Annotated in this window: 12 protein-coding genes and 1 pseudogene; 8 read left to right on the top strand and 5 right to left on the bottom strand. The window is 39.5% G+C overall.

What is annotated here, in order from left to right:
- Window position 1: 1 nt before the first annotated feature.
- The 3 genes from Q4600_RS04985 (at window position 2) to Q4600_RS04975 (ending at window position 5,582) form a co-directional block, all read left to right on the top strand.
- A complete protein-coding gene (locus tag Q4600_RS04985) occupies window positions 2-1,267 on the top strand; it encodes an efflux RND transporter periplasmic adaptor subunit (protein WP_229369400.1) in 1,266 nt (421 codons plus the stop codon).
- Window positions 1,264-4,401, top strand: coding sequence for an efflux RND transporter permease subunit (locus tag Q4600_RS04980; protein WP_102526104.1), 3,138 nt, complete (start codon window positions 1,264-1,266; stop codon window positions 4,399-4,401). The genes Q4600_RS04985 and Q4600_RS04980 overlap by 4 nt, the downstream gene beginning before the upstream one ends.
- A 410-nt stretch (window positions 4,402-4,811) precedes the next feature.
- Complete coding sequence (locus tag Q4600_RS04975) at window positions 4,812-5,582, top strand: outer membrane protein OmpK (protein WP_303513312.1); 771 nt, start codon at window positions 4,812-4,814, stop codon at window positions 5,580-5,582.
- Between the two features lie 196 nt (window positions 5,583-5,778).
- Here the strand turns inward: Q4600_RS04975 and Q4600_RS04970 are convergent, their stop codons facing one another.
- Complete coding sequence (locus tag Q4600_RS04970) at window positions 5,779-7,749, bottom strand: BCCT family transporter (protein WP_303513309.1); 1,971 nt, start codon at window positions 7,747-7,749, stop codon at window positions 5,779-5,781.
- Window positions 7,750-8,223: 474 nt separating this feature from the next.
- On the opposite strand from Q4600_RS04970, the gene Q4600_RS04965 reads away from it, so the two are divergent.
- Window positions 8,224-8,730: a type II secretion system protein gene (locus tag Q4600_RS04965; protein WP_303513308.1), complete on the top strand. Its 507-nt coding sequence runs from the start codon at window positions 8,224-8,226 to the stop codon at window positions 8,728-8,730.
- Between the two features lie 593 nt (window positions 8,731-9,323).
- Window positions 9,324-11,636, top strand: a complete 2,313-nt coding sequence (gene secA2 / locus Q4600_RS04960) for an accessory Sec system translocase SecA2 (RefSeq protein ID WP_303513307.1) — start codon at window positions 9,324-9,326, stop codon at window positions 11,634-11,636.
- Window positions 11,637-11,821: 185 nt separating this feature from the next.
- Here secA2 and Q4600_RS04955 read toward each other — a convergent pair whose 3' ends face one another.
- The 4 genes and pseudogenes from Q4600_RS04955 to Q4600_RS04940 form a co-directional block, all read right to left on the bottom strand.
- Window positions 11,822-12,325 (bottom strand): hypothetical protein, encoded by a 504-nt coding sequence (locus Q4600_RS04955; RefSeq protein ID WP_303513305.1) that lies wholly within the window; start codon window positions 12,323-12,325, stop codon window positions 11,822-11,824.
- A gap of 13 nt (window positions 12,326-12,338) precedes the next feature.
- A pseudogene (locus Q4600_RS04950) lies at window positions 12,339-12,494 on the bottom strand (IS4 family transposase); the annotation flags it as partial.
- Between the two features lie 187 nt (window positions 12,495-12,681).
- Entirely contained in the window at window positions 12,682-14,361 is a 1,680-nt protein-coding gene (locus Q4600_RS04945) for a serine hydrolase (protein WP_303524358.1), read from the bottom strand.
- A gap of 502 nt (window positions 14,362-14,863) precedes the next feature.
- Entirely contained in the window at window positions 14,864-15,193 is a 330-nt protein-coding gene (locus Q4600_RS04940) for a hypothetical protein (RefSeq protein WP_303513300.1), read from the bottom strand.
- Window positions 15,194-16,258: 1,065 nt separating this feature from the next.
- Between Q4600_RS04940 and Q4600_RS04935 the strand changes: the two genes are divergently transcribed.
- The 3 genes from Q4600_RS04935 (at window position 16,259) to Q4600_RS04925 (ending at window position 19,213) form a co-directional block, all read left to right on the top strand.
- Window positions 16,259-17,257 carry a hypothetical protein gene (locus Q4600_RS04935; protein ID WP_303513298.1) on the top strand — a complete coding sequence of 333 codons (999 nt, stop codon included), beginning with the start codon at window positions 16,259-16,261 and terminating at the stop codon, window positions 17,255-17,257.
- A 16-nt stretch (window positions 17,258-17,273) separates the two neighbouring features.
- Window positions 17,274-17,852 (top strand): hypothetical protein, encoded by a 579-nt coding sequence (locus Q4600_RS04930; protein ID WP_303513295.1) that lies wholly within the window; start codon window positions 17,274-17,276, stop codon window positions 17,850-17,852.
- A gap of 167 nt (window positions 17,853-18,019) precedes the next feature.
- Complete coding sequence (locus Q4600_RS04925; protein ID WP_303513515.1) at window positions 18,020-19,213, top strand: IS4 family transposase; 1,194 nt, start codon at window positions 18,020-18,022, stop codon at window positions 19,211-19,213.
- Window positions 19,214-19,256 lie beyond the last annotated feature (43 nt).

Here is a 19,256-nt window from a genome sequence, read left to right as displayed (position 1 = left end):
TATGATGAATAAGAAATACCTTATCCCCGCAGGCATTATTGCGATTGCTATCGTCAGTATCATAGTGATTACTTCAAATCCACCAAGTAGCAAACGTGGCAAACCAATGGCTGTGGCTGCAATGTCGGTAGAAACACTGATAGTTAAACCGCAGGATTATCAGATTCAGGTGAGCAGCTTTGGCGTGGTAAAACCGCGTACCCAAAGTGTGTTAGTGACGCAAGCATCAGGGCAAATCTTATCTATTAGCCCTAACTTCCGTGAAGGTGGCTTTTTTGAAAAAGGGGAAGTGTTAGTCCAGCTTGATGACCGAGATTATCAAGCAGAAGTAAAAATTGCCGAATCTGGATTAATGCTGGCGAGACAACAATTGTTAGAAGAACAAGCCCGCACCAATCAGGCACTTGCAGATTGGCAGCGTCTTAGTAATGGCCGTGAGCCAACCTCATTAGTATTACGTGAGCCACAATTAGCCGCAGCGCGAGCGGCGATGTTATCTAATCAAGCGTCATTAGAGAAAGCCAATTTAGCACTAGAGCGAACTCATGTAGTCGCACCATTTTCAGGACGAATACTCGAAAAGCATGTTGATGTCGGCCGTGTAGTGTCAACCAATGGCCAGTTAGCCACTATTTACGCAACCGATTATGTTGAAATTCGCTTACCGATTAACAACAGCGATTTAGGTTTAGTTGAGCTCCCTGAGCAAGGTAAGAAAAGCGTTGCCAAAGTAAGTTTTGAGTCGGATTTAATTGGCTTGCAAAAGTGGGAAGGAGAACTTATTCGCACTGAAGGGGCCATCGACAGTAATTCGCAGCAGCTTTACGTTGTCGCGCAAATTGACGACCCATTTGTGTATCAAGCAAGTCAGCAAATGCCGCTTAAAATTGGACAATACCTGACAGCTAATATTGCCGGTAAAAAACTTAAGCAAGCGTTAGTTATTCCAACTAAAGCTATTTATCAAGGCGCTTATGTCTATGTGGTAAATGACGGCGTTTTACTGCGCAGAGAAATCACCACAAGATGGCAAAACAGCCAAGACTCAGTAATTAGAGCAGGCTTACAAAGTGGCGATGAATTGGTAACGACTTCCCTTGGTCAAGTTAGTTCTGGCACGCCAGTCTCAATCGTGGGCCAAACGAGTAAAGCTGCTCAGTCTGATAAAGGTGAACCTGGTCCGCGTCGAGGTGATAAGCCGCCTAAAGCTAAGCTAGTCGCAGATAAGGCAGCAGATAAAGCGACCAAAGAGGAGCAACGACCATGATTGCTTGGTTTGCTAAAAACCATGTAGCAGCCAACTTGTTAATGTTACTGCTGCTGGTATTGGGTTTAGGTTCATTGTCTACGCAGATCCCGCTAGAGGTATTTCCAACGGTTGAATCTGAACGAATATCAGTAAGTGTTTCGCTGCGTGGAGCTACCCCTGAAGATGTCGAAAAAGGGGTGACAATTCGCATTGAAGAAGCGGTGCAAGATTTAGAAGGGATTGAAAAAATCACGTCGAGTTCATCTGAGTCATCCTCTCGGGTGACGATTGAGGTTGATAGTGGCTACGACCCTCGTGACATGTTGGCCGATATTAAAAGTCGAGTCGATGCGATTAATACCTTTCCTGCTGATGCTGAAAAACCTGTGATAGCGCTTGCCCAGCGAAAGCGTGAAGTGATTGCAGTGACGGTAACAGGTAAATACAGCGAAAAAGAAACCATTGAGTTTGCTGAAGTCGTGCGTGATGAATTACTGCGACTTGATGGCGTGACCCAAATGGATTTAAGCGGGGTGCGTAACTATGAGGTGTCGTTAGCGTTATCGCAAAACAAGTTACGCCAATACAATTTAACCCTTAGTGAAGTGTCGCGAGCAATTAATGCCTCCAGTACCGATATCTCAGCGGGTAACTTAAAAACCCAAGGCGGCGATATTTTACTGCGCTCAAAAGGCCAAGCTTATTACAAAGATGAGTTTTCCAATATCGCGATTAAATCTGCTGCAGACGGCACCATTATTCGCTTAGGTGATATTGCTAATGTCGAAGATGGTTTTGAAGAAACACCAGTAAGAACCCGTTTTAATGGCCAGCAGGCTGCCTTTATTGATGTCTATCGTATTGGCCAGCAAAGTGCAATTGATGTTGCTGATCAGGTCAAAGGCTATATTGATTCACGTCAGGCAACACTGCCTGAAGGTTATGGCCTTAGCTACTGGGATGATGATTCTGAAATCGTTAAAAACCGTATTGCCACGTTAACAGGCAGTGCACTGCAGGGCGGTATTTTGGTTCTGCTATTGCTGACACTGTTTTTACGTCCTTCCATTGCGATTTGGGTGTTTATCGGTATTCCAGTGTCTTTTATGGGCGCTTTTATCTTTATGCCGTTTTTTGGTGTTTCATTAAACGTCATCAGTTTATTTGGTTTTATTCTGGTACTGGGTATTGTGGTCGATGATGCGATTGTGACCGGCGAGAATATTTATACTCATCTCAAGACTTCTCCCAATGGCGAACATGCGGCTATTTTGGGTACGCAAGAAGTGGCTGCGCCCGTGACCTTTGGTATTCTTACAACGATTACTGCCTTTTTACCTATGTTGTTTATCGAGGGGAATCGAGGGGCGATATTTGGCCAGATTGCGATTGTAGTTATCCCAGTTTTATTGTTCTCATTAATCGAATCTAAGTTTGTTCTGCCTGCTCACCTTAAGTACATTAAACTGCGTAACGATAAGGACCAATACAATAAGTTTGAGGTGTTTCAGCAAAAATTCGCAGATGGGTTTGAACATGCAATTATTAAGTTTTATCAACCATTCTTGCGCATAGCGCTAAAGCATAAAACTGCTACGTTAAGTTTATTCCTGAGTATTTTGCTGATTATTGCAGCGTTACTGGCTACGGGCTGGACCAAGTTTACCTTCTTCCCGCGCATTCCCAGTGAAACGGTACGTCTAAACTTGACCATGCCAGCAGGCACCCCATTTGAGGTGACTAACGCACATATTATTGCTATTGCCGCTAAAGCTGAGGCGCTGCAAGAAAAGTATCGAGACGAAGATACGGGCGAGAGTGTGATCATTAATATTCTAGCGACCACAGGTGGCCGTGGTGGCACATCAAATGCGGGTGGCGTTCGTTTTGAAATCACCCCTGCAGAAAAGCGTGAGTCAGATATTACTTCACGGCAGTTACTAACTGAGTGGCGCCGTAGTGTCGGTGATATTCCGGGGGCGGAGTCTGTGACCTATCGCGCTGAAATCGGCCGAAGCTCTGATCCAATTGATGTGCAGTTAAGTGCGAATTCCCTTGAGACATTGCGAGAAATTGCCGACCAAGTGAAACAACACTTGAAAACCTATCCGACCGTATTTGATATTGCCGACAGTTTATCTAACGGTAAAGAAGAGCTGTTAATTGAGTTAACCGAGCAAGGTAAAGCCTTAGGCTTAACCCGTCAGGAAGTTTCAAGCCAAGTCAGAAGTTTCTATTTTGGCGCCGAAGTACAACGTATACAACGTGGCCGTGATGATGTGCGGGTAATGTTACGTTTGCCATTGGATGAACGTCAGTCATTGGATGACCTTAAAAAGGTATTGATTACCACCAGTCAAGGCACACAAGTACCGCTTGGCCATGTGGCGAAAATGACCTCAGGTAAAAGCCCATCTAGTATTCGAAGAATCGATCGCTATCGAGTGTTAAATGTCACTGCGGATGTGGATAAAGACAACACCAATATGACAGTACTTCAAGCCGATCTTAAGGTCTATCTTGATGGTTTAGTGCAGCAATATCCTGGTGTGCGCCATTCGCTTGAAGGAGAAGCGCGTGAGCAACGAGACAGCTTTGGTTCATTGCAGTGGGGCTTAGTGTTTGTGTTGTTTATGATTTATAGCCTATTGGCGATACCGTTCAAATCATACATTCAGCCGCTAATTGTGATGAGTGTGATCCCCTTTGGTTTAATTGGTGCAGTACTCGGTCACTGGTTTATGGGATCGCCACTCACCATTTTCAGTATTTTAGGGATGCTTGCACTGGTAGGGGTTGTGGTTAATGACTCGTTAGTGCTGGTGGATTTTATCAATAAAAAACGTATTGAAGGTATGCCATTAGCCGAGGCGGTATTAACCGCAGGCACAAAACGATTTAGACCGGTTATGTTGACCAGTTTAACCACCTTTATTGGTCTGATGCCCTTGCTACTCGAAAAATCTACCCAAGCGCAGTTCTTAATTCCAATGGCGATTTCACTAGGCTTCGGGATTATCTTTGCCACCTTTATCACCTTGATTTTGGTGCCAGTTAATTACCTTGTGGTTGAGCGATTAAAGGGTAATAAAGTGGATCACGCAAGTTTAGACCAGACGTTTGATGATGCTTTTGGTGTGGCTAAATCTTAGTTCTGCATATCGTATATATTGTACGTCGTATATCGCATAGGGCTAAATTAGTCTGAATGCCTATATTGGCGAAGACCCAAAAGGGGAACAGAGATTGTTCCCCTTTTTTGATCGTGTTAAACCAAACAATTATGCCGTTCGATTATTTAATTGGGTGGTTATCTATTACTTCTATTCAATATAGTATTTGATCAAAATTCTGTTTACTTTTGGTCTACTTATTTACTTGCCTGTTTATGCTTATCAAAACACACTTGTTATATTTTGGAGTATTTATCTACTTAAAAGTGACTAAGCTAAATGTCATAATAGTTGGAGCTGTTCTGAAATAAGGACAAAAGGTGTTTGCTGTTTTACATGCAAAATCATCACTGTATGTTTTACAAAACTTATATTTACAAGGACTTAATATGAAACGTTTTCTCGCCTTGATACTGCTTTGTCAGGCTCCTTTTGTTGCTGCAAATGACGCAACTTCAACAGAGATAGTCCATTGGCAAGATAATAGTTTGTCTTATCTGTATGGTGATAATTTTAAAGTGAACCCGAAAACCCAGCAAACGATCACATTTGAACATGCTAGTGGCTGGAATATCGGTGATTTGTTCATGTTTGTGGACTTTACTAAATATAATGGCGAAGAAGATTTTTTAAATGGCGAAACAACCTATTACGGTGAGTTCGCCCCACGTTTTAGCTTTAGCAAAATGTTAGATAAACCAATAGAAATTGGGTTTGTAAAAGATGTTTTATTAGCAACGACGGTTGAGTTTGGTGAAGGCGATGTTGAATCATTTTTGATTGGTGCAGGCTTTGATTTAGCGATTCCAGGTTTCGATTTTTTCCAATTAAATATGTATAAGCGCCTGCCTGATGGCCGTGATGGCGATACATGGCAAATTACTCCAACATGGAAAATGAGCTGGCCTGTTGGCGAGTCTAGTATTGTGTTTGATGGCTTTATTGATTGGGTAGTCGATTCTGATGGCAGCTATGAGAAAAACTTCCACTTTAACCCACAGCTTAAATATGACTTAGGTAAACAAGTGGGGCTAGGTGATAGCGCTTTACTAGTCGGTATTGAATATGATTATTGGAAGAATAAATACGGTATAAAAAGCAGTTCAGGCTTTGATACTGACCAAAGCGTAACCAGCTTACTCGTTAAATACCATTTCTAATGTCTGGATTAACTTATTACTTAACTTTATTCATAAAGATGTAATGAGTTCTGGCTGGTTATCACTATCAATTTACTGATTCAGATAGGTAAAGTGACTGAAGTGTCGATAGCCTGAATGTCACCTGCAAGCTGAATACTTGGGTTAAGCAATAGCGTCAGTATGAGTACATTCTCATACTGACTTAGCTATCCGATTAGTCTGTTACTAACTCAGAATTAGATAGATGTTGGTAGTGCAGGTAGCGTTCATATTGATTAATCACGTCAGCGATTATTTGCTCTTGGGTGTATCCCATCACATCATAATGTTGCCCGCCGTGCTCTAAAAATACTTCTACTCGGTAATAATCCTGCTCGCTAGCAAAGCCTTCGATATCAGCGCCATTCATTGTAAATGCGCGAATACGTAAACCATAAGCAAACTGTAATGCTCCATTATTACCAATTAATAACCGCACTCGTTTATCATGCTGAGTAATAACAGCAGGGGTATTGTTGGCTAAAAATATTTTTACCACTTCTTCTAAACCAGGCTTAGCAACAGTATTCAAGAATTGTTGCGCATCCTCTTTACTGGGGTGAGACACCAATATATTGACTCGTTCTTTCCAACTTATGCTAGTTTTGGCAAATTGAACCCCAGTATGGTGTTGCTGCACGCTTTCAAGTTTTAAGCGATCATCTTGCAAGGCTTTATATAAACCAATACACATCAAAAGCATGACAATCATAATGGGCAGCGCACTGGCAATGGCAGCAGTTTGTAGCGCTTGTAACCCCCCAGCCAGTAATAATACGCTGGCAACAACCCCTTGTAATATGGCCCAGAATACACGTTGGCCTGCGGGTGATTGCTCATTGCCGCCTGAGGTTAAATTATCAATCACTAACGAGCCAGAATCAGACGAAGTAATAAAGAAAGTTACCACCAAGAAAATGGCTAACACTGATAATGTGGTCGAAAATGGTAGATGCTCAAAAAATCTAAACAAGGCTACTGACACATCACTTGATACGGCTTCAGATAGATAGGTTGCGCCTTGGTTTCTGATTAGGTCAATGGCGCTATTACCAAATACCGTCATCCACAAGAATGTCACCCCAGTAGGGAAAAATAACACCCCAGCGATAAACTCACGAATGGTACGGCCACGACTGACTCGAGCAATAAAAGTACCGACAAATGGCGACCATGAAATCCACCACCCCCAGTACAATAATGTCCAACCACCTAACCAATCATCTTTTTGCTCATAGGCATATAGATTAAAGGTTTTTCCGACAATATCGCTTAAATAGCCCCCGGTATTTTGCACAAATGCTTGCAGTAACATCACGGTCGGGCCGAGCAGTAAAACCGCAGTTAACAGTAGCAAGGCCAGCGTGAGGTTGAGTACACTTAAGCGTTTAACGCCTTTGTCTAAGCCTGCAAAAACAGAGAGTGTTGCGATAGCGGTGATCATCATAATGATAACCACCTGCACTGTTGGGTTATTTGGCACCCCATCAAATAAATAACTTAAGCCTGAATTAACTTGCAGTACGCCAAAACCTAAAGAGGTGGCGACACCAAACATGGTGCCGAGCACCGCAAACGTATCAACGGCATGGCCGATAGGGCCGTAAATGCGCTCTCCAATTAAAGGATATAACGCAGACCGAGGCAGTAAGGGTAATTTATGACGGTATGAGAAGTATGCTAGGCTAAGTGCCACAACGGCATAAATCGCCCAAATATGAATACCATAATGATAAAAGGTAATATTCAAGGCTTCTTTAGCGGCTTCCAGTGTCTCAGGTGTTGCATCAGGTGGCGCGAGATAATGCATCACGGGTTCAGCAACGCCAAAAAACATTAATCCAATTCCCATGCCGGCAGAAAACAACATCGAGGCCCAGCTTTTAAAGCTGTAATCAGGGACGGAGTGATCAGGACCTAGTTTGATATCTCCGAAACGGCTGACCATGACAAAAATGATAAAGATAAGGAATATCGCGACCCCAACAATATACAACCAGCCTGCTTTGACTTCTAAATAGCTTTGAATGGATTTGAAAAAGATGCTGGCTTGCTCTGGCCAAACCGCACAGATAAATACCATGACAAATATAAGCAGCACAGAAGGGAAGAAAACCGGAGGATAAATACTCGATTTCTTAAACATGATTGGGACCTGTATATGGGGTTATGAACGCTGAGACTTATTGTTAACACAAGCTAAGTATAGGCATGTTCTAATCGATTGCGGCTAAAGCAATCATTTATTGGGTAATTCGCACACTCAAAGGGACAACGGGTTTAGGGGGAGAGCAAGATAAACTCGTGTCGTTTAGGGCTAACAAATTTTTAGGGTGCGCAGTGTAACAGCTTGTTAGGGGAAGTGTGAAAAAGTTGAAGGAGGTCTGACTTTGATCTCACTAATTATGCACCTACTCATTCAATCTCTGGTTGGTGCTATTTTATTTATTGGGTTTTAAATTAAGTTTACTCTGCTTTGGGGCCCTCCTGACACATCCAAGTACCCCATATGGAATATTGTTTATTCCATATGGAATATTGTTTATTCCATATGGAATAAGGCCTTTTGACGACATGTATCGAGTTATAATTTATTTATTCTTATTTTTCGGACTGTTACATGAGCAAAAAACTACGTGGCTTTACTTTAATTGAACTTGTTGTCGTGATTATTATTTTAGGTATTTTAGCGGTATATGCAGCGCCTAAATTTATCAACCTTCAACGCGATGCACGTATTAGTGCTTTAAATGGTTTAAAAGGCGCAATTCATTCTAATGACACATTATATTTTGCAGCTGCAGCAATAGAAGGTGAAGAAAAATCACCTGCTTATGATACTCCTGAAGGGATATCGCTAGTCTACGGCATTGTGCATGAAAGTGGTGCAGATATGTGGAGCAATCAGGCTGAATCAATGGATTTAGATAAGACTGAATGGGCGGGTGGTCAAGGTGTAAACCCAGATAATGCATATGTGATTACGTTTGCTAACAATATGGAACCTGAAGAAGATTTTGTCAAGCCTAGAGCGCTAACATCATGTTACTTAAGATATAGTGTTTCAGTTGACCCTACACAACAAGTAGCGACTAAAACATTAACTCTAGTCGATGATGACTGTTAAATTAGCCTAACTGTAAATTGGGCAAAGGCTTATATCATCGCATTCTTCCAGCATGAGTTACCGAGAGGGATAACACAATCCTCTCTGCTGATTCTAAGCCTAGCCCTAATCCTAACCCTAAACATTAGTTATTTATCCTGAGTCGTTATGGTCAGGATCTGATCCAATGGCTCTCAATTTTTTACGGTATTAATGGCTGAGAAAGTCGTTGCGCTTCGCCCATACTAGACGAAAGGAAAACAACAACATTTCCCTTTTCGCTTCTTGCATCAAACGTCTTGCCGTCCCCATTGATACAGCATTCACCTCATTGGGTTCGACCTAATTTGAATTGATGAGTTTTAGATTAAGTTGCTCTTGCCAATCACTCTACACACCGACTCTACCCACTTACTTTCAACTTATTTACTTTAAAGTTTTCTTTATTAATTGGAAACAAAATCATTGCTTTAGGAGTTATTTTAGGTGCGGTAGTTAGCATTGAATAGATTGTAAAACAAGGATTTAAAGGCTTTTGACTTGAATTAAGCCTTTCCACAACCAATATATAATTTAAGCATAAACAAACAGGTGGAAGTATGTTTAAAAGGGTTATGGAAAAACTGCAAAGGTCATCGATTGAATCCGACCTTAAACCGTTTAAGAGAACGTTGACACAAATAGACTCCTTCAGCGAGACATTGAAATCGCTTTGTGATGATGAACTCAAAGCACAGCTACAATCACTGTGTGCTTCTATTTCCCCGCCAATGAATATACCCACTCAAGTTAAAATTTTTGCTTTTGTGTCAGAAATATCAAACAGACGATTAGGCATGAGGCCCTTCGATAGCCAAATGTTGGCAGGGTTAGCATTACATGACGGTTATATTGTCGATATGAAAACCGGGGAAGGTAAAACATTGGCCGCAGCTGCCCCCGTTATTGTTAACGCATTAGCTGGCCGCAAAGTTCACGTACTCACCTTTAATGACTATCTGGCTAAACGAGACAGTCACTTTTTACAGCCCCTCTATCATTTTTTTGGTTTGAGCGTGGATATGATCCAAGCTGGCATGTCGGGTAAACAACGCAAAAAAGCTCATGCCTGCGACATTGTTTATGCCACAGCCCGAGAAGTTGGCTTTGATTATTTACGTGATCAATTGGTGCATTATAAACAGCAAAAAGTATTGTCGGGATTAGATGTTGCCATTGTTGATGAAGCCGATTCGATTCTAATTGACGAAGCCCGTATTCCTCTGGTTATTTCAGGTGATATCCACCAAAACAATGATCAACTGACGCACATTGCGACGGTAATTAAACAATTAGACAAAACAAACGATTATGCGGTCGATGAATTTAGCACCTCTGTTCATTTGACGGACAGCGGCAGTCGTAAAATAGAGCAACAATTTGGCTGTGAAAACCTATTTGATATCGATAATTTGCCCTTGCTGACCAGCGTCAATCTAGCACTGCACGTCGAGGTTTTGCTGGTCAAAGACATAGATTACATAGTTAAAGACAACAGCATCAAACTGGTTGATGAATTCACAGGTAGAATTGCCGAAAAGCACCGCTGGCCTGATGGTATGCAATCGGCATTGGAATCCAAAGAAGGTCTGCCAGTCAAAAAGGAAGGTCAAACCCTAGGTTCGATCACCTTGCAACATTTGATGTGTTTGTTTAAGAAAGTGAGCGGCATGACCGGCACCGCGGTGTTGGCAGCGCAAGAGCTTGAGCAGTTATACCAATTAAAAACCTGTGTTATTCCACCGCGTAAACCCTGCATTAGAATAGACAAGCCAGATCGGGTGTTCAGTACAAAAGCCGAAAAAACCATTGCCATTTGCAATGAAATATCCTTGATTCAACGTACTGGGCAACCTGTTTTAGTGGGCACGCCCAATGTCCGTGAGTCTGAAAACTTATATGCTTTGTTAGTTGAAAAAGGGATTGAGTGTTGTCTGCTCAATGCTAAAAATGATGAGCAGGAAGCCCAAATAATTGCTCAGGCAGGTGCTTTTGGGGCCGTTACCATCTGTACCAACTTGGCCGGACGCGGCACAGATATTTTACTGGGGGCAAAAGACACTGCAAGCAATATACAAGTAAAAAAGGCAGGTGGCCTGCATATTATCGGCACTAGCCGATTTGAGTCGAGACGGATTGATGATCAATTACGGGGACGGGCGGCAAGGCAAGGCGAGCCAGGGTCTTCGCAATATTTTGTCAGCCTTGAAGACAAATTATTTAATCACTTGGGGCACGATGGCTTGTTGTCTGGGAAAAGTGACACAGGGGAGTTGCTATCTAATGCCCGTATAAGCAAAAAAATTGCCCACGGCCAGCGAGTACTAGAAGGCGCGAATCTTGATAGACGCAAAGCGTTGTACAAATACAGTGATTTGGTTGAACAACAAAGGCAAATGATCCACCAACTACGAAATGACATTTTACTGGGGGATGGGGCTGAGCAGTTTAAAAGCAAAGTCACACCGCGTTGGCAAAATCTCAGTACAGTCGTGAGCGATGAAAAGCTCAATGAAGCCCTGAATATTGTAGTTATGCACGCCATCGACAAGCTATGGGTCCAGCATTTGTCTGAGATTGACTATATCAAAGAAGGTATTAATTTAGTGGGGACGGCGGGCTCCAGTTTTATGTTAAGTGGTAACGAGCCTTACCATGTGTTTATCCAGCAGGTGCAGCAAGTTTTTGAACAATTATTGGCGGAATTAAAAACTGTGGTGGTTGATTTGTTCAATAACCTTGCCATAGACGAAAACGGCATTAACCCCAACAGTGAATTATTTGCAATGACAAAATCGACCTCATCTTATGTGGTCGCCGATAATCCATTTGACGCTGTAGACAGACAGTTTATAGCCAATATATGGAAGAAATTGAAGTTAGCATAAAATTTATTGGAGGTAGAGAAACTAACTCAGTTTTTGGGAACATGTTGGGGTAAATGAATATTTTGCGTCAGAATATACAAACTCAAACACCGCTGCACTCTCCAATATTCCCATTTGCGATTAAGTTAACTCTGCTCGACTTCTTCTGATTTTTAATTTACTACAAGCAGAGGTAGGGTCGTTAATTATTCCACATAATAATACCAATTCAATGACAGCAGATTAGAGCTACGTTTGAGATTAGGTTTAATAAAATTGTTTATAATTCCTATACTAGGATTATAAACATAATAAACTTCATCTTTAATATCTTCATAAGGAACAAAAATCATACATTTATTTGTAACCCTAACCAAAGCTTCATCAACAGCTAGCTTAATCAGATTTTTATCGAGAGTTCTAAACATGCTTAATGTCACTTCATCTAGCTTCTCAGAAGTAACATCAAAAAAAGCATTATTACTATAGTCATTATTTAATGCAGTATTATAGTTATCCTCTCTCTTTTTTATATCACCAACTTTGTAATTAAAATTAGATTTAACTTCATTTTGAATCGCGCAGCCAATAACTGATAATTTCTTAAAATTAATTTCATTGTCAAAATAATTCTTCTCTACGTCATCAAAATTAACCTCCATGCAGCTTTGCAGAGTTAACATGCATAACAGTAAAATTGATTTTTTCATAGATTAGCCTTCCATTATTACAAAGCCTATTGAGACGTTTAATCTTTCCCCCAAACACTTTACTTTCAATGCTACGTCCAAGCCCTGTGATTGAAAGAGAGCCACCATTTATTAAGCTTTCGATTATACAGAATAAACTTTATCAACGAGTTTTATGCATTAATGGCATTTAATCGTGGTGACTTTTGTTTGGCGGTAAATTTGAACACCAAATGGCATGAATGTTCCATTCTTTTTTAATGTTTTGTTTTTAAAAATTATTTCGTGAAGGGAGTCAGGCTTTACCCCCACTTATTCATGACCCACTTTTTCATGAACGGATCAGGTTCAGATTAATTTTGTTATGTTCTACTCATTCACGGTGTAATCAAGACTTTTTCAAACTGGACATGTTTAACTCGATTTGAGGACATTTCGAATCCACTGATCACACCCTCGTGGTCTCTTACGATATTGATGACGCCAAGGTTGCGACTGACCAGTATGTCTGGTTGTGTTGCATTAAGTTGTGAAACCTGGCGGTTGCCTATAAAGAGCTGTAGCTCACCATCAACTAACTTGATGTGATAATTGACCATTAGTGCTTCACTGTGAAAGCTTCCCGTAAATTGGACTAATTGATCACTAGTGTAATTGGCAGGCGTGTACTCATCACATATAAAAGGTTCTCGGCCATTCACCGAGACTGACATTTGGTTGCTTTTTGGCATAAAAGTCATAATGACGTTGGCTTTTACGCCCATTAGCTTAAACTGGTTTTCGGAAAAAGCTGCTAAATCGAATTCTCTATTAGGGGAGGGCGATAACTTTAATTTTCCTTCTTTAATATACACATGACGCGAATCATTTCTATCTTTGCTCCAATAGTGACCAGAAAAGTCCTTTAGCTGATCAACGTTAAGCTCAACAAACTGCGGCGTACTTTCAACTTCTTTTTCATAGAATTGGCTTAAATATAGATCGGCAACTTGGCGGGCTAAACCTGTTGAATAAGCATCTTCTCTATTCGCAAGAACAATGACTGAAAATTGTTGTTCTGGAAATCTAATCAAGTTTGATTTAAAACCGCCAAACCACCCTGCATGGTCTATTTGTTTAAGCCCTTTATAATCACTTATACGTAGACCTGAAGCATATTCAATATGCTCACCGTTATTGAGTTTTCCGACGGTTGTCATCATTTCCCAAAAGTTTTTATCAAGCACTTTTTGTTGATAAAACTCATCGTCCCATTTTTTCAAATCTTCTACGGTAGTCAAAATGCCGCCATCACCAATAAGATCTAATGTTGACATGTTAATTTCGAATTCAGGTCCAGAGAAGGGGGTATATCCATAGGCTTTGTTTTTAACAATATGGTTATGATTATTATGAAACAGAGTACTTTGCATCTTAAGTGGCTTAAAAATTTCGTTGTCAGCGAATAAGGCCATTGAAGTACCTGTTACCTTTTGCACTATTTGTCCAAGCAGCCAATAACCTGAATTACTGTATAAAAACTCCTCCCCAGGGGTGAAATTAAGTGATGGCTGGGTGGTTAACCACTCCATGACGTTCGTGTCATCATAGTAATCATCAGTTCTAAAACCTTTTAACTCTGTAAGATTAAAATAATCTCTTACCCCACTTGTGTGGTGGAGTAAATGTTTTATGGTGATGTCTTTTGCATAATCTGGAGACTCAGGAAAGAAAGAGTAGAGCGAATCGTTTAAATTTAATTTTTTCTGCTGAGCTAACAAAAGGATCGTAGCAGCAGTGAATTGTTTTGAGGTCGATGCAATTCTAAAAACGGTATTAGGAGTATTAGGGACTGAGTGTTCGATATTGGCTAGGCCATATCCTCTACTGTAAATGAGTTTTCCCTCTTTAATTACTGCAATAGAGCCACCAGGCTGGTCATCTTGCTCCCATTCGGAAAAAATACTATCAATATCCTGCTCACTAGGAGTTGCGCTAACATTGGGGGGAAATGCGGAAATAGCAATATAAACACTAACGAGGGTTAACAGTTTTATTTTTAGCAATTTAAACTCCATTTTAAAATCACATGTACTCTTTTAGTCCACAGTATCCTATTTTTGTTCAAAATACTTGCAAGTGAACATTCCTATTGGGACTTATAATGCCTTGTTTCTCATACGCTATAAAACTGAGAAAGACGCTCTTGTAGAGTTATAGGCTTTCAACTAAAAAGTCATTACGTTACTTTTTACAATGGGTGGCATGTTAAGTGTTTACGGGGGAGTAGTTAGCGTCAGGCTTTATTTGAATTTGAATAACAAAGAGTCATAAAAGGTCATCGCAATCCAAGTAGAAGTTGTTATTTTACTTTTTAACAATGAGTGGCATTTTAAGTTATGTTGTTTCTCTCGCCATCTCCAGTTAAACAAACTCTTTGAAAACAGCATTGATGCTTCTAAATTGGTACCACTGCAACCCGCATATCAACAACGAACACACAATAAAGCTGATAACGGGAAGCAGAAGCAATGAGGTTAACGGGTCTGCTAAATTAAGTAACATCATTAAATCCATTTATTAGTCCTCATTACTGACTAATGCTGTATCTGGCTCTGTTACTGATTCAGTCAACTCAAGAGAAGTACTCAGCTCAAATAGTTGTTCTGCGATGTGACTTTGCAGATTCAAAGTAATTTCTTGTTTCGCAGTTTGTAGCATTTCTGTGGTTGCTTCAGTAAAACGTGTTTCTAATGCACTTACGACATCAGCACTACTTAATTCGTTCGCTTGAGCGCCAATACTTGCTGTTGCAATAACGGCAATTAACGCTAATTTTTTAAATGTACGGTTAGTTTTTGTAGCTACTGAACGAGTGGCTAAATTTGTATTTGAGCTTGAGTTAAACATGGTGTCTTCCTTTTCAATTATGGGGTACACCTAGGTTACTACAAGCTGCGTGCCAAGTTTTTAAGTGAACACTTAAATTCCTGATTTAAAGTAGTTTTAAATGGTTTTAGTCAAAAGGAAATCAAAAGTAAATCAAATAATATTCATTTTATTTCTGTGTGATAAATAAACAATTAGTCATTTTAACCACCTAAGTAGTGAGTTTAGCTAACTCTTAATTAGCAAACCAAAAATACATAAAAAGCGCCTCTAATGAGACGCTTTTTATGTTCAAAAATAGTTTAATCAGTGGTGATATGGGAAGAAGTAGAAATAAGAAGGGTCAGAATCTGATCTCATTTATTGCGCCATCGATAAGCAGGAAGCCTGAATATCATCTAGTGCATGGATACACGGGAATAACCTGCCTCCATCACGTCAATTCACTTAACACACTCGTACACTTCCAACGGGGGGAACATTCAGCTTCTGGCTTTATTTTGGAAAATGGGTTTTATGATTAGGTTTATTACTATTCTTTTATGGCCTTACGGCCAATGAAAGTCGTGGCGCTTCGCCCACACCAGACCAAAAGGGTGTGAACTGCGACACCCTCTTGGATCACCCCGCAGCCCCGACGAAGTGTTATTCCTTGTGCTAATTTAAGCGAATTGACTACCGCCTCAGATTCGCCATCCATGGCTCAACTGAGGCTATCTCGGCATCCATGCCGAGCTCACGTCAATTAACTTAACGCACTCGGACACTTCCAACGGGGAATCATCCAGCGTCTGACTTTACATGAATGAAAAGATATGGTTGCCTGGTCTTTTTCATCTTTTATTAATATTAAGTGACTGTAAACATAAATGTTTTATGGACAAGTCTACCTGCGAAAGGTTATCGTTAACAAATATGACAAGAATGAAAGCTAACGTTTAATTAACCATTAGATCATTGGATTAGGATGATGTGTCATTTATATATCGTTATCTGATTCTTATATTAATTTTACCTGCTTGTTGTTATAACGAAATGTTAAATTTTATCTAAACCCATGATAAGTAAAATAGTGAGATGAGTATTATGTCCAATAGAAGTGGTTTTGAAAGGCTTGTATGGTTTTATAGCTTAAGTATAAATAGTCGAGCCAGAACGAGACCTGATGACAGTCAACATTCTTCGATTTTACCGGTAAAAAGTTTAATTGATTTAGAAGAGGCAATTATTTCTAAAAAATATTTTGAACATGCCTATACTATTAATACTCGAAGAGCTGTTTTAACCTTACAAGATATACAAGTCTCTCATTGTGAAAAATATCTTACATTATTAGTTAATATTTCTGATACGGCAGGTGCAACAAAAGTAATTAAAGATAATGAAAGTCACTCTAGGAGAGAGTTTTCACTTGAAAAAGGGAAAGATCAAGGTTTCGAATATTCATCACATATCTTGATATCTAGAACTTTGGATACTAAAAAAAGGCACCTTGTTTTAGTTGAAAAGAGTCCATTACTATCGACCCATTATCTTGAGCTCTTTTTGAATAAAGTACTATTTGAAATAGCAAAGGAAAATGAAAGTGATTATACAATAGCTCAAGAATTTGGTGTTCTGGATAGTGAAACGGGAAAAGTAAGAAACATACGCTATAAACCAATTATAGGGTTGGAAAGTAAGCCTGATGAAGATTTGATGGAAGCTATTAGGTTAGGTAACTTCTCATCGATCACTTTAGTTAGTCGTGAAGAGAAGTCCATTAATGGCACTGATAGTAATGTTGAAATTATAGAAACTCAAAGAGAAGTTAGGTTAAGCACTAAATTTACAGGCTCAACAGGTTCTTTTTTTAATGGAATAAAACAGTATTACAAAAATGATTTTGATACTGTTAAAGTTTCTTATAAATCAGGGGGTGTGAATTCTTCTGCTAACTTCGATGTCTCAAATATATCTGTAGATGGCTTAGAAAAAGCTGTAACGAAGAAAGTTTTAATTGATGGTTTTAATGAGACTTTAAAAGATGCTTATACAATGTTATCTAATGATATAATTGAAAAAATGTTGGAAGTACAACAGTAGCCTTTAAGGTATTATTATGCTGATTACCCAAATCGCAAGTCCACTAAATTACTTAAAAATCAAAAGTATGAACTCAAAATACTTATTTGATTGGCTTTTCCCTATATTGCTGACAAGTATTAGCTGTATTTATTTGTATGTTGTGGCTAATTGGGATTTAAATTTTATTATTATTCAATCAGGTTTTATAGATAAATTATTAGCATTTACAGCTCTATTACCTGGTTTTTTTATAGCTGCTTTGGCTGCTATAGCCACTTTCCCCCGAAAAGAAATTGATTTTGCATTAGACAATCCAAACGTAGAACCGACTATGAAGGTAAACTATGTTGATAAGTCTGGAGTGCACCATAAAGAAGATATTATTATATCAAGACGAGTTTTTTTATGTTCATTATTTTCTTTTGTGACATTTGAATCAATTGTTTTACTTCTAATAAACTTATTTTCATCAGTAACAGTAGTTCCAGTAGATACTTTTTTTGTCCTGACATCTTTTTATGTTGTATTAGTTTTGTTCATATTTTGGCAAATGCTAACAGCAGCTTTTTTAGGTTTGTATTATTTAAGTTTTAGAATTCATCTGCTTAGATGATTCTTAAAAAACCAGTGAGATAAAGTTTAAAATAAATGTGGTCAGAGTCTGACGAATCCCCACGAAATAATTATTAGAAACAACAAGATATTGAAAAAAGATTGGAACATTCATGGCATTTGGTGATCAAATTTATCGCCAAACAAAAATTACCACGAGTAAATGCCATGAATGCGAAACAAGTTTTATCAAAATGCCTATCGATTGTCACCCCGTTAATGCACAAAACTCGCCGACAAAGTTTGTTCTGTGCAGTCGAAAGCTCAATGAATGGAGGCTCCCTTTCAATTACAGGCCTTGGCCGTAACATTGAAAGTAAAGCGCTGGAAAAACATAAGATTAAACGTGTCGATAGGCTTTGTAATAATGGCCATTTACATCGTGATATCGAGTTTATATACACACGCATGACTTGCTTACTAATCGGAAGAATGAAACAACCGATAATTCATATCGATTGGTCTGATCTTGATGACCGAAAGCAACATTTTCTCATTAGAGCATCGCTTGCAGCTCAAGGTCGTTCACTGACACTTTATGAAGAAATTCATCCGCTAAATAAAAAAGAGAAGCCTAAAACTCATCAACTATTTCTAACTAAATTAAAAACTATGCTTCCCAATGAGTGCAAACCTATAATCGTGACAGATGCAGGTTTTCGTATACCTTGGTTCAAGCAAATTTTGTCATTAAATTGGGATTACGTAGGCAGATTTAGAAATCGAACTCACTGTAAAAAATTACCAGTAGATAGCTGGTATCCAGTTAAACAACTCTATGTTCAAGCAAGCACCAGAGCTAAAAGCCTCGGTGTTTACATGCTAGGTGAACAAACCTCTTTTAAGTCCCGTTTAGTTATTTTCAAACGTAACGCAAAAGGACGTAAAGACAAAGTGGTAACGGGTGAAAAGTCGAGGCGGAGTAAACAATCTCGAGCCAGTGCAGAACGAGAGAAAGAGCCTTGGTTACTTGCTACATCACTTTGTTTATCAAGTGCTGCTGCCAAAAGAGTCGTTAAGATTTATTCAACAAGAATGCAGATAGAAGAAAGCTTTAGAGATGTTAAAACAGGTCTAAAAATGAATGATAGCGGCTCAAGGAACCAAGATAAATTAAGCGTGCTTCTACTCATCGCCAGTCTTTCACAATTTATACTTTACCTGCTTGGTTTGGCGGTCAAAGCAGCAGATAAACACAGGCAATATCAAGCTAACTCGATAAAGCACCGGAATGTACTTTCAAACCAGTTTATTGGCTTGAGAGCCTACAAAAATAAGAATTTGAAGCTGTTGAAATCGCATTGGCAGTTAGCGATTAAGATGCTGCTGGATTTAGTGTGGGAACCACAAGCATCCTATTAAATTCGTGAGGTTCCCTCAGACTCTGACCCCATTTATTTATGCG

The sequence above is a fragment of the Shewanella sp. 2_MG-2023 genome, assembly GCF_030548905.1.
Taxonomy (GTDB): domain Bacteria; phylum Pseudomonadota; class Gammaproteobacteria; order Enterobacterales; family Shewanellaceae; genus Shewanella; species Shewanella electrodiphila.
This window is presented reverse-complemented; position numbering and strand designations above follow the sequence as displayed.

What these genes read in the sequence shown, in the direction of transcription:
- Q4600_RS04975 (WP_303513312.1), top strand. Translation starts at nt 4,812, where the DNA reads ATGAAACGTTTTCTCGCCTTGATACTGCTTTGTCAGGCTCCTTTTGTT.
- Q4600_RS04940 (WP_303513300.1), bottom strand. Translation starts at nt 15,193, where the DNA reads ATGTTTAACTCAAGCTCAAATACAAATTTAGCCACTCGTTCAGTAGCT.
- Q4600_RS04935 (WP_303513298.1), top strand. Translation starts at nt 16,259, where the DNA reads ATGTCCAATAGAAGTGGTTTTGAAAGGCTTGTATGGTTTTATAGCTTA.
- secA2 (WP_303513307.1), top strand. Translation starts at nt 9,324, where the DNA reads ATGGAAAAACTGCAAAGGTCATCGATTGAATCCGACCTTAAACCGTTT.
- Q4600_RS04965 (WP_303513308.1), top strand. Translation starts at nt 8,224, where the DNA reads ATGAGCAAAAAACTACGTGGCTTTACTTTAATTGAACTTGTTGTCGTG.
- Q4600_RS04970 (WP_303513309.1), bottom strand. Translation starts at nt 7,749, where the DNA reads ATGTTTAAGAAATCGAGTATTTATCCTCCGGTTTTCTTCCCTTCTGTG.
- Q4600_RS04985 (WP_229369400.1), top strand. Translation starts at nt 2, where the DNA reads ATGATGAATAAGAAATACCTTATCCCCGCAGGCATTATTGCGATTGCT.
- Q4600_RS04955 (WP_303513305.1), bottom strand. Translation starts at nt 12,325, where the DNA reads ATGAAAAAATCAATTTTACTGTTATGCATGTTAACTCTGCAAAGCTGC.
- Q4600_RS04925 (WP_303513515.1), top strand. Translation starts at nt 18,020, where the DNA reads ATGAATGCGAAACAAGTTTTATCAAAATGCCTATCGATTGTCACCCCG.
- Q4600_RS04945 (WP_303524358.1), bottom strand. Translation starts at nt 14,361, where the DNA reads ATGGAGTTTAAATTGCTAAAAATAAAACTGTTAACCCTCGTTAGTGTT.
- Q4600_RS04980 (WP_102526104.1), top strand. Translation starts at nt 1,264, where the DNA reads ATGATTGCTTGGTTTGCTAAAAACCATGTAGCAGCCAACTTGTTAATG.
- Q4600_RS04930 (WP_303513295.1), top strand. Translation starts at nt 17,274, where the DNA reads ATGCTGATTACCCAAATCGCAAGTCCACTAAATTACTTAAAAATCAAA.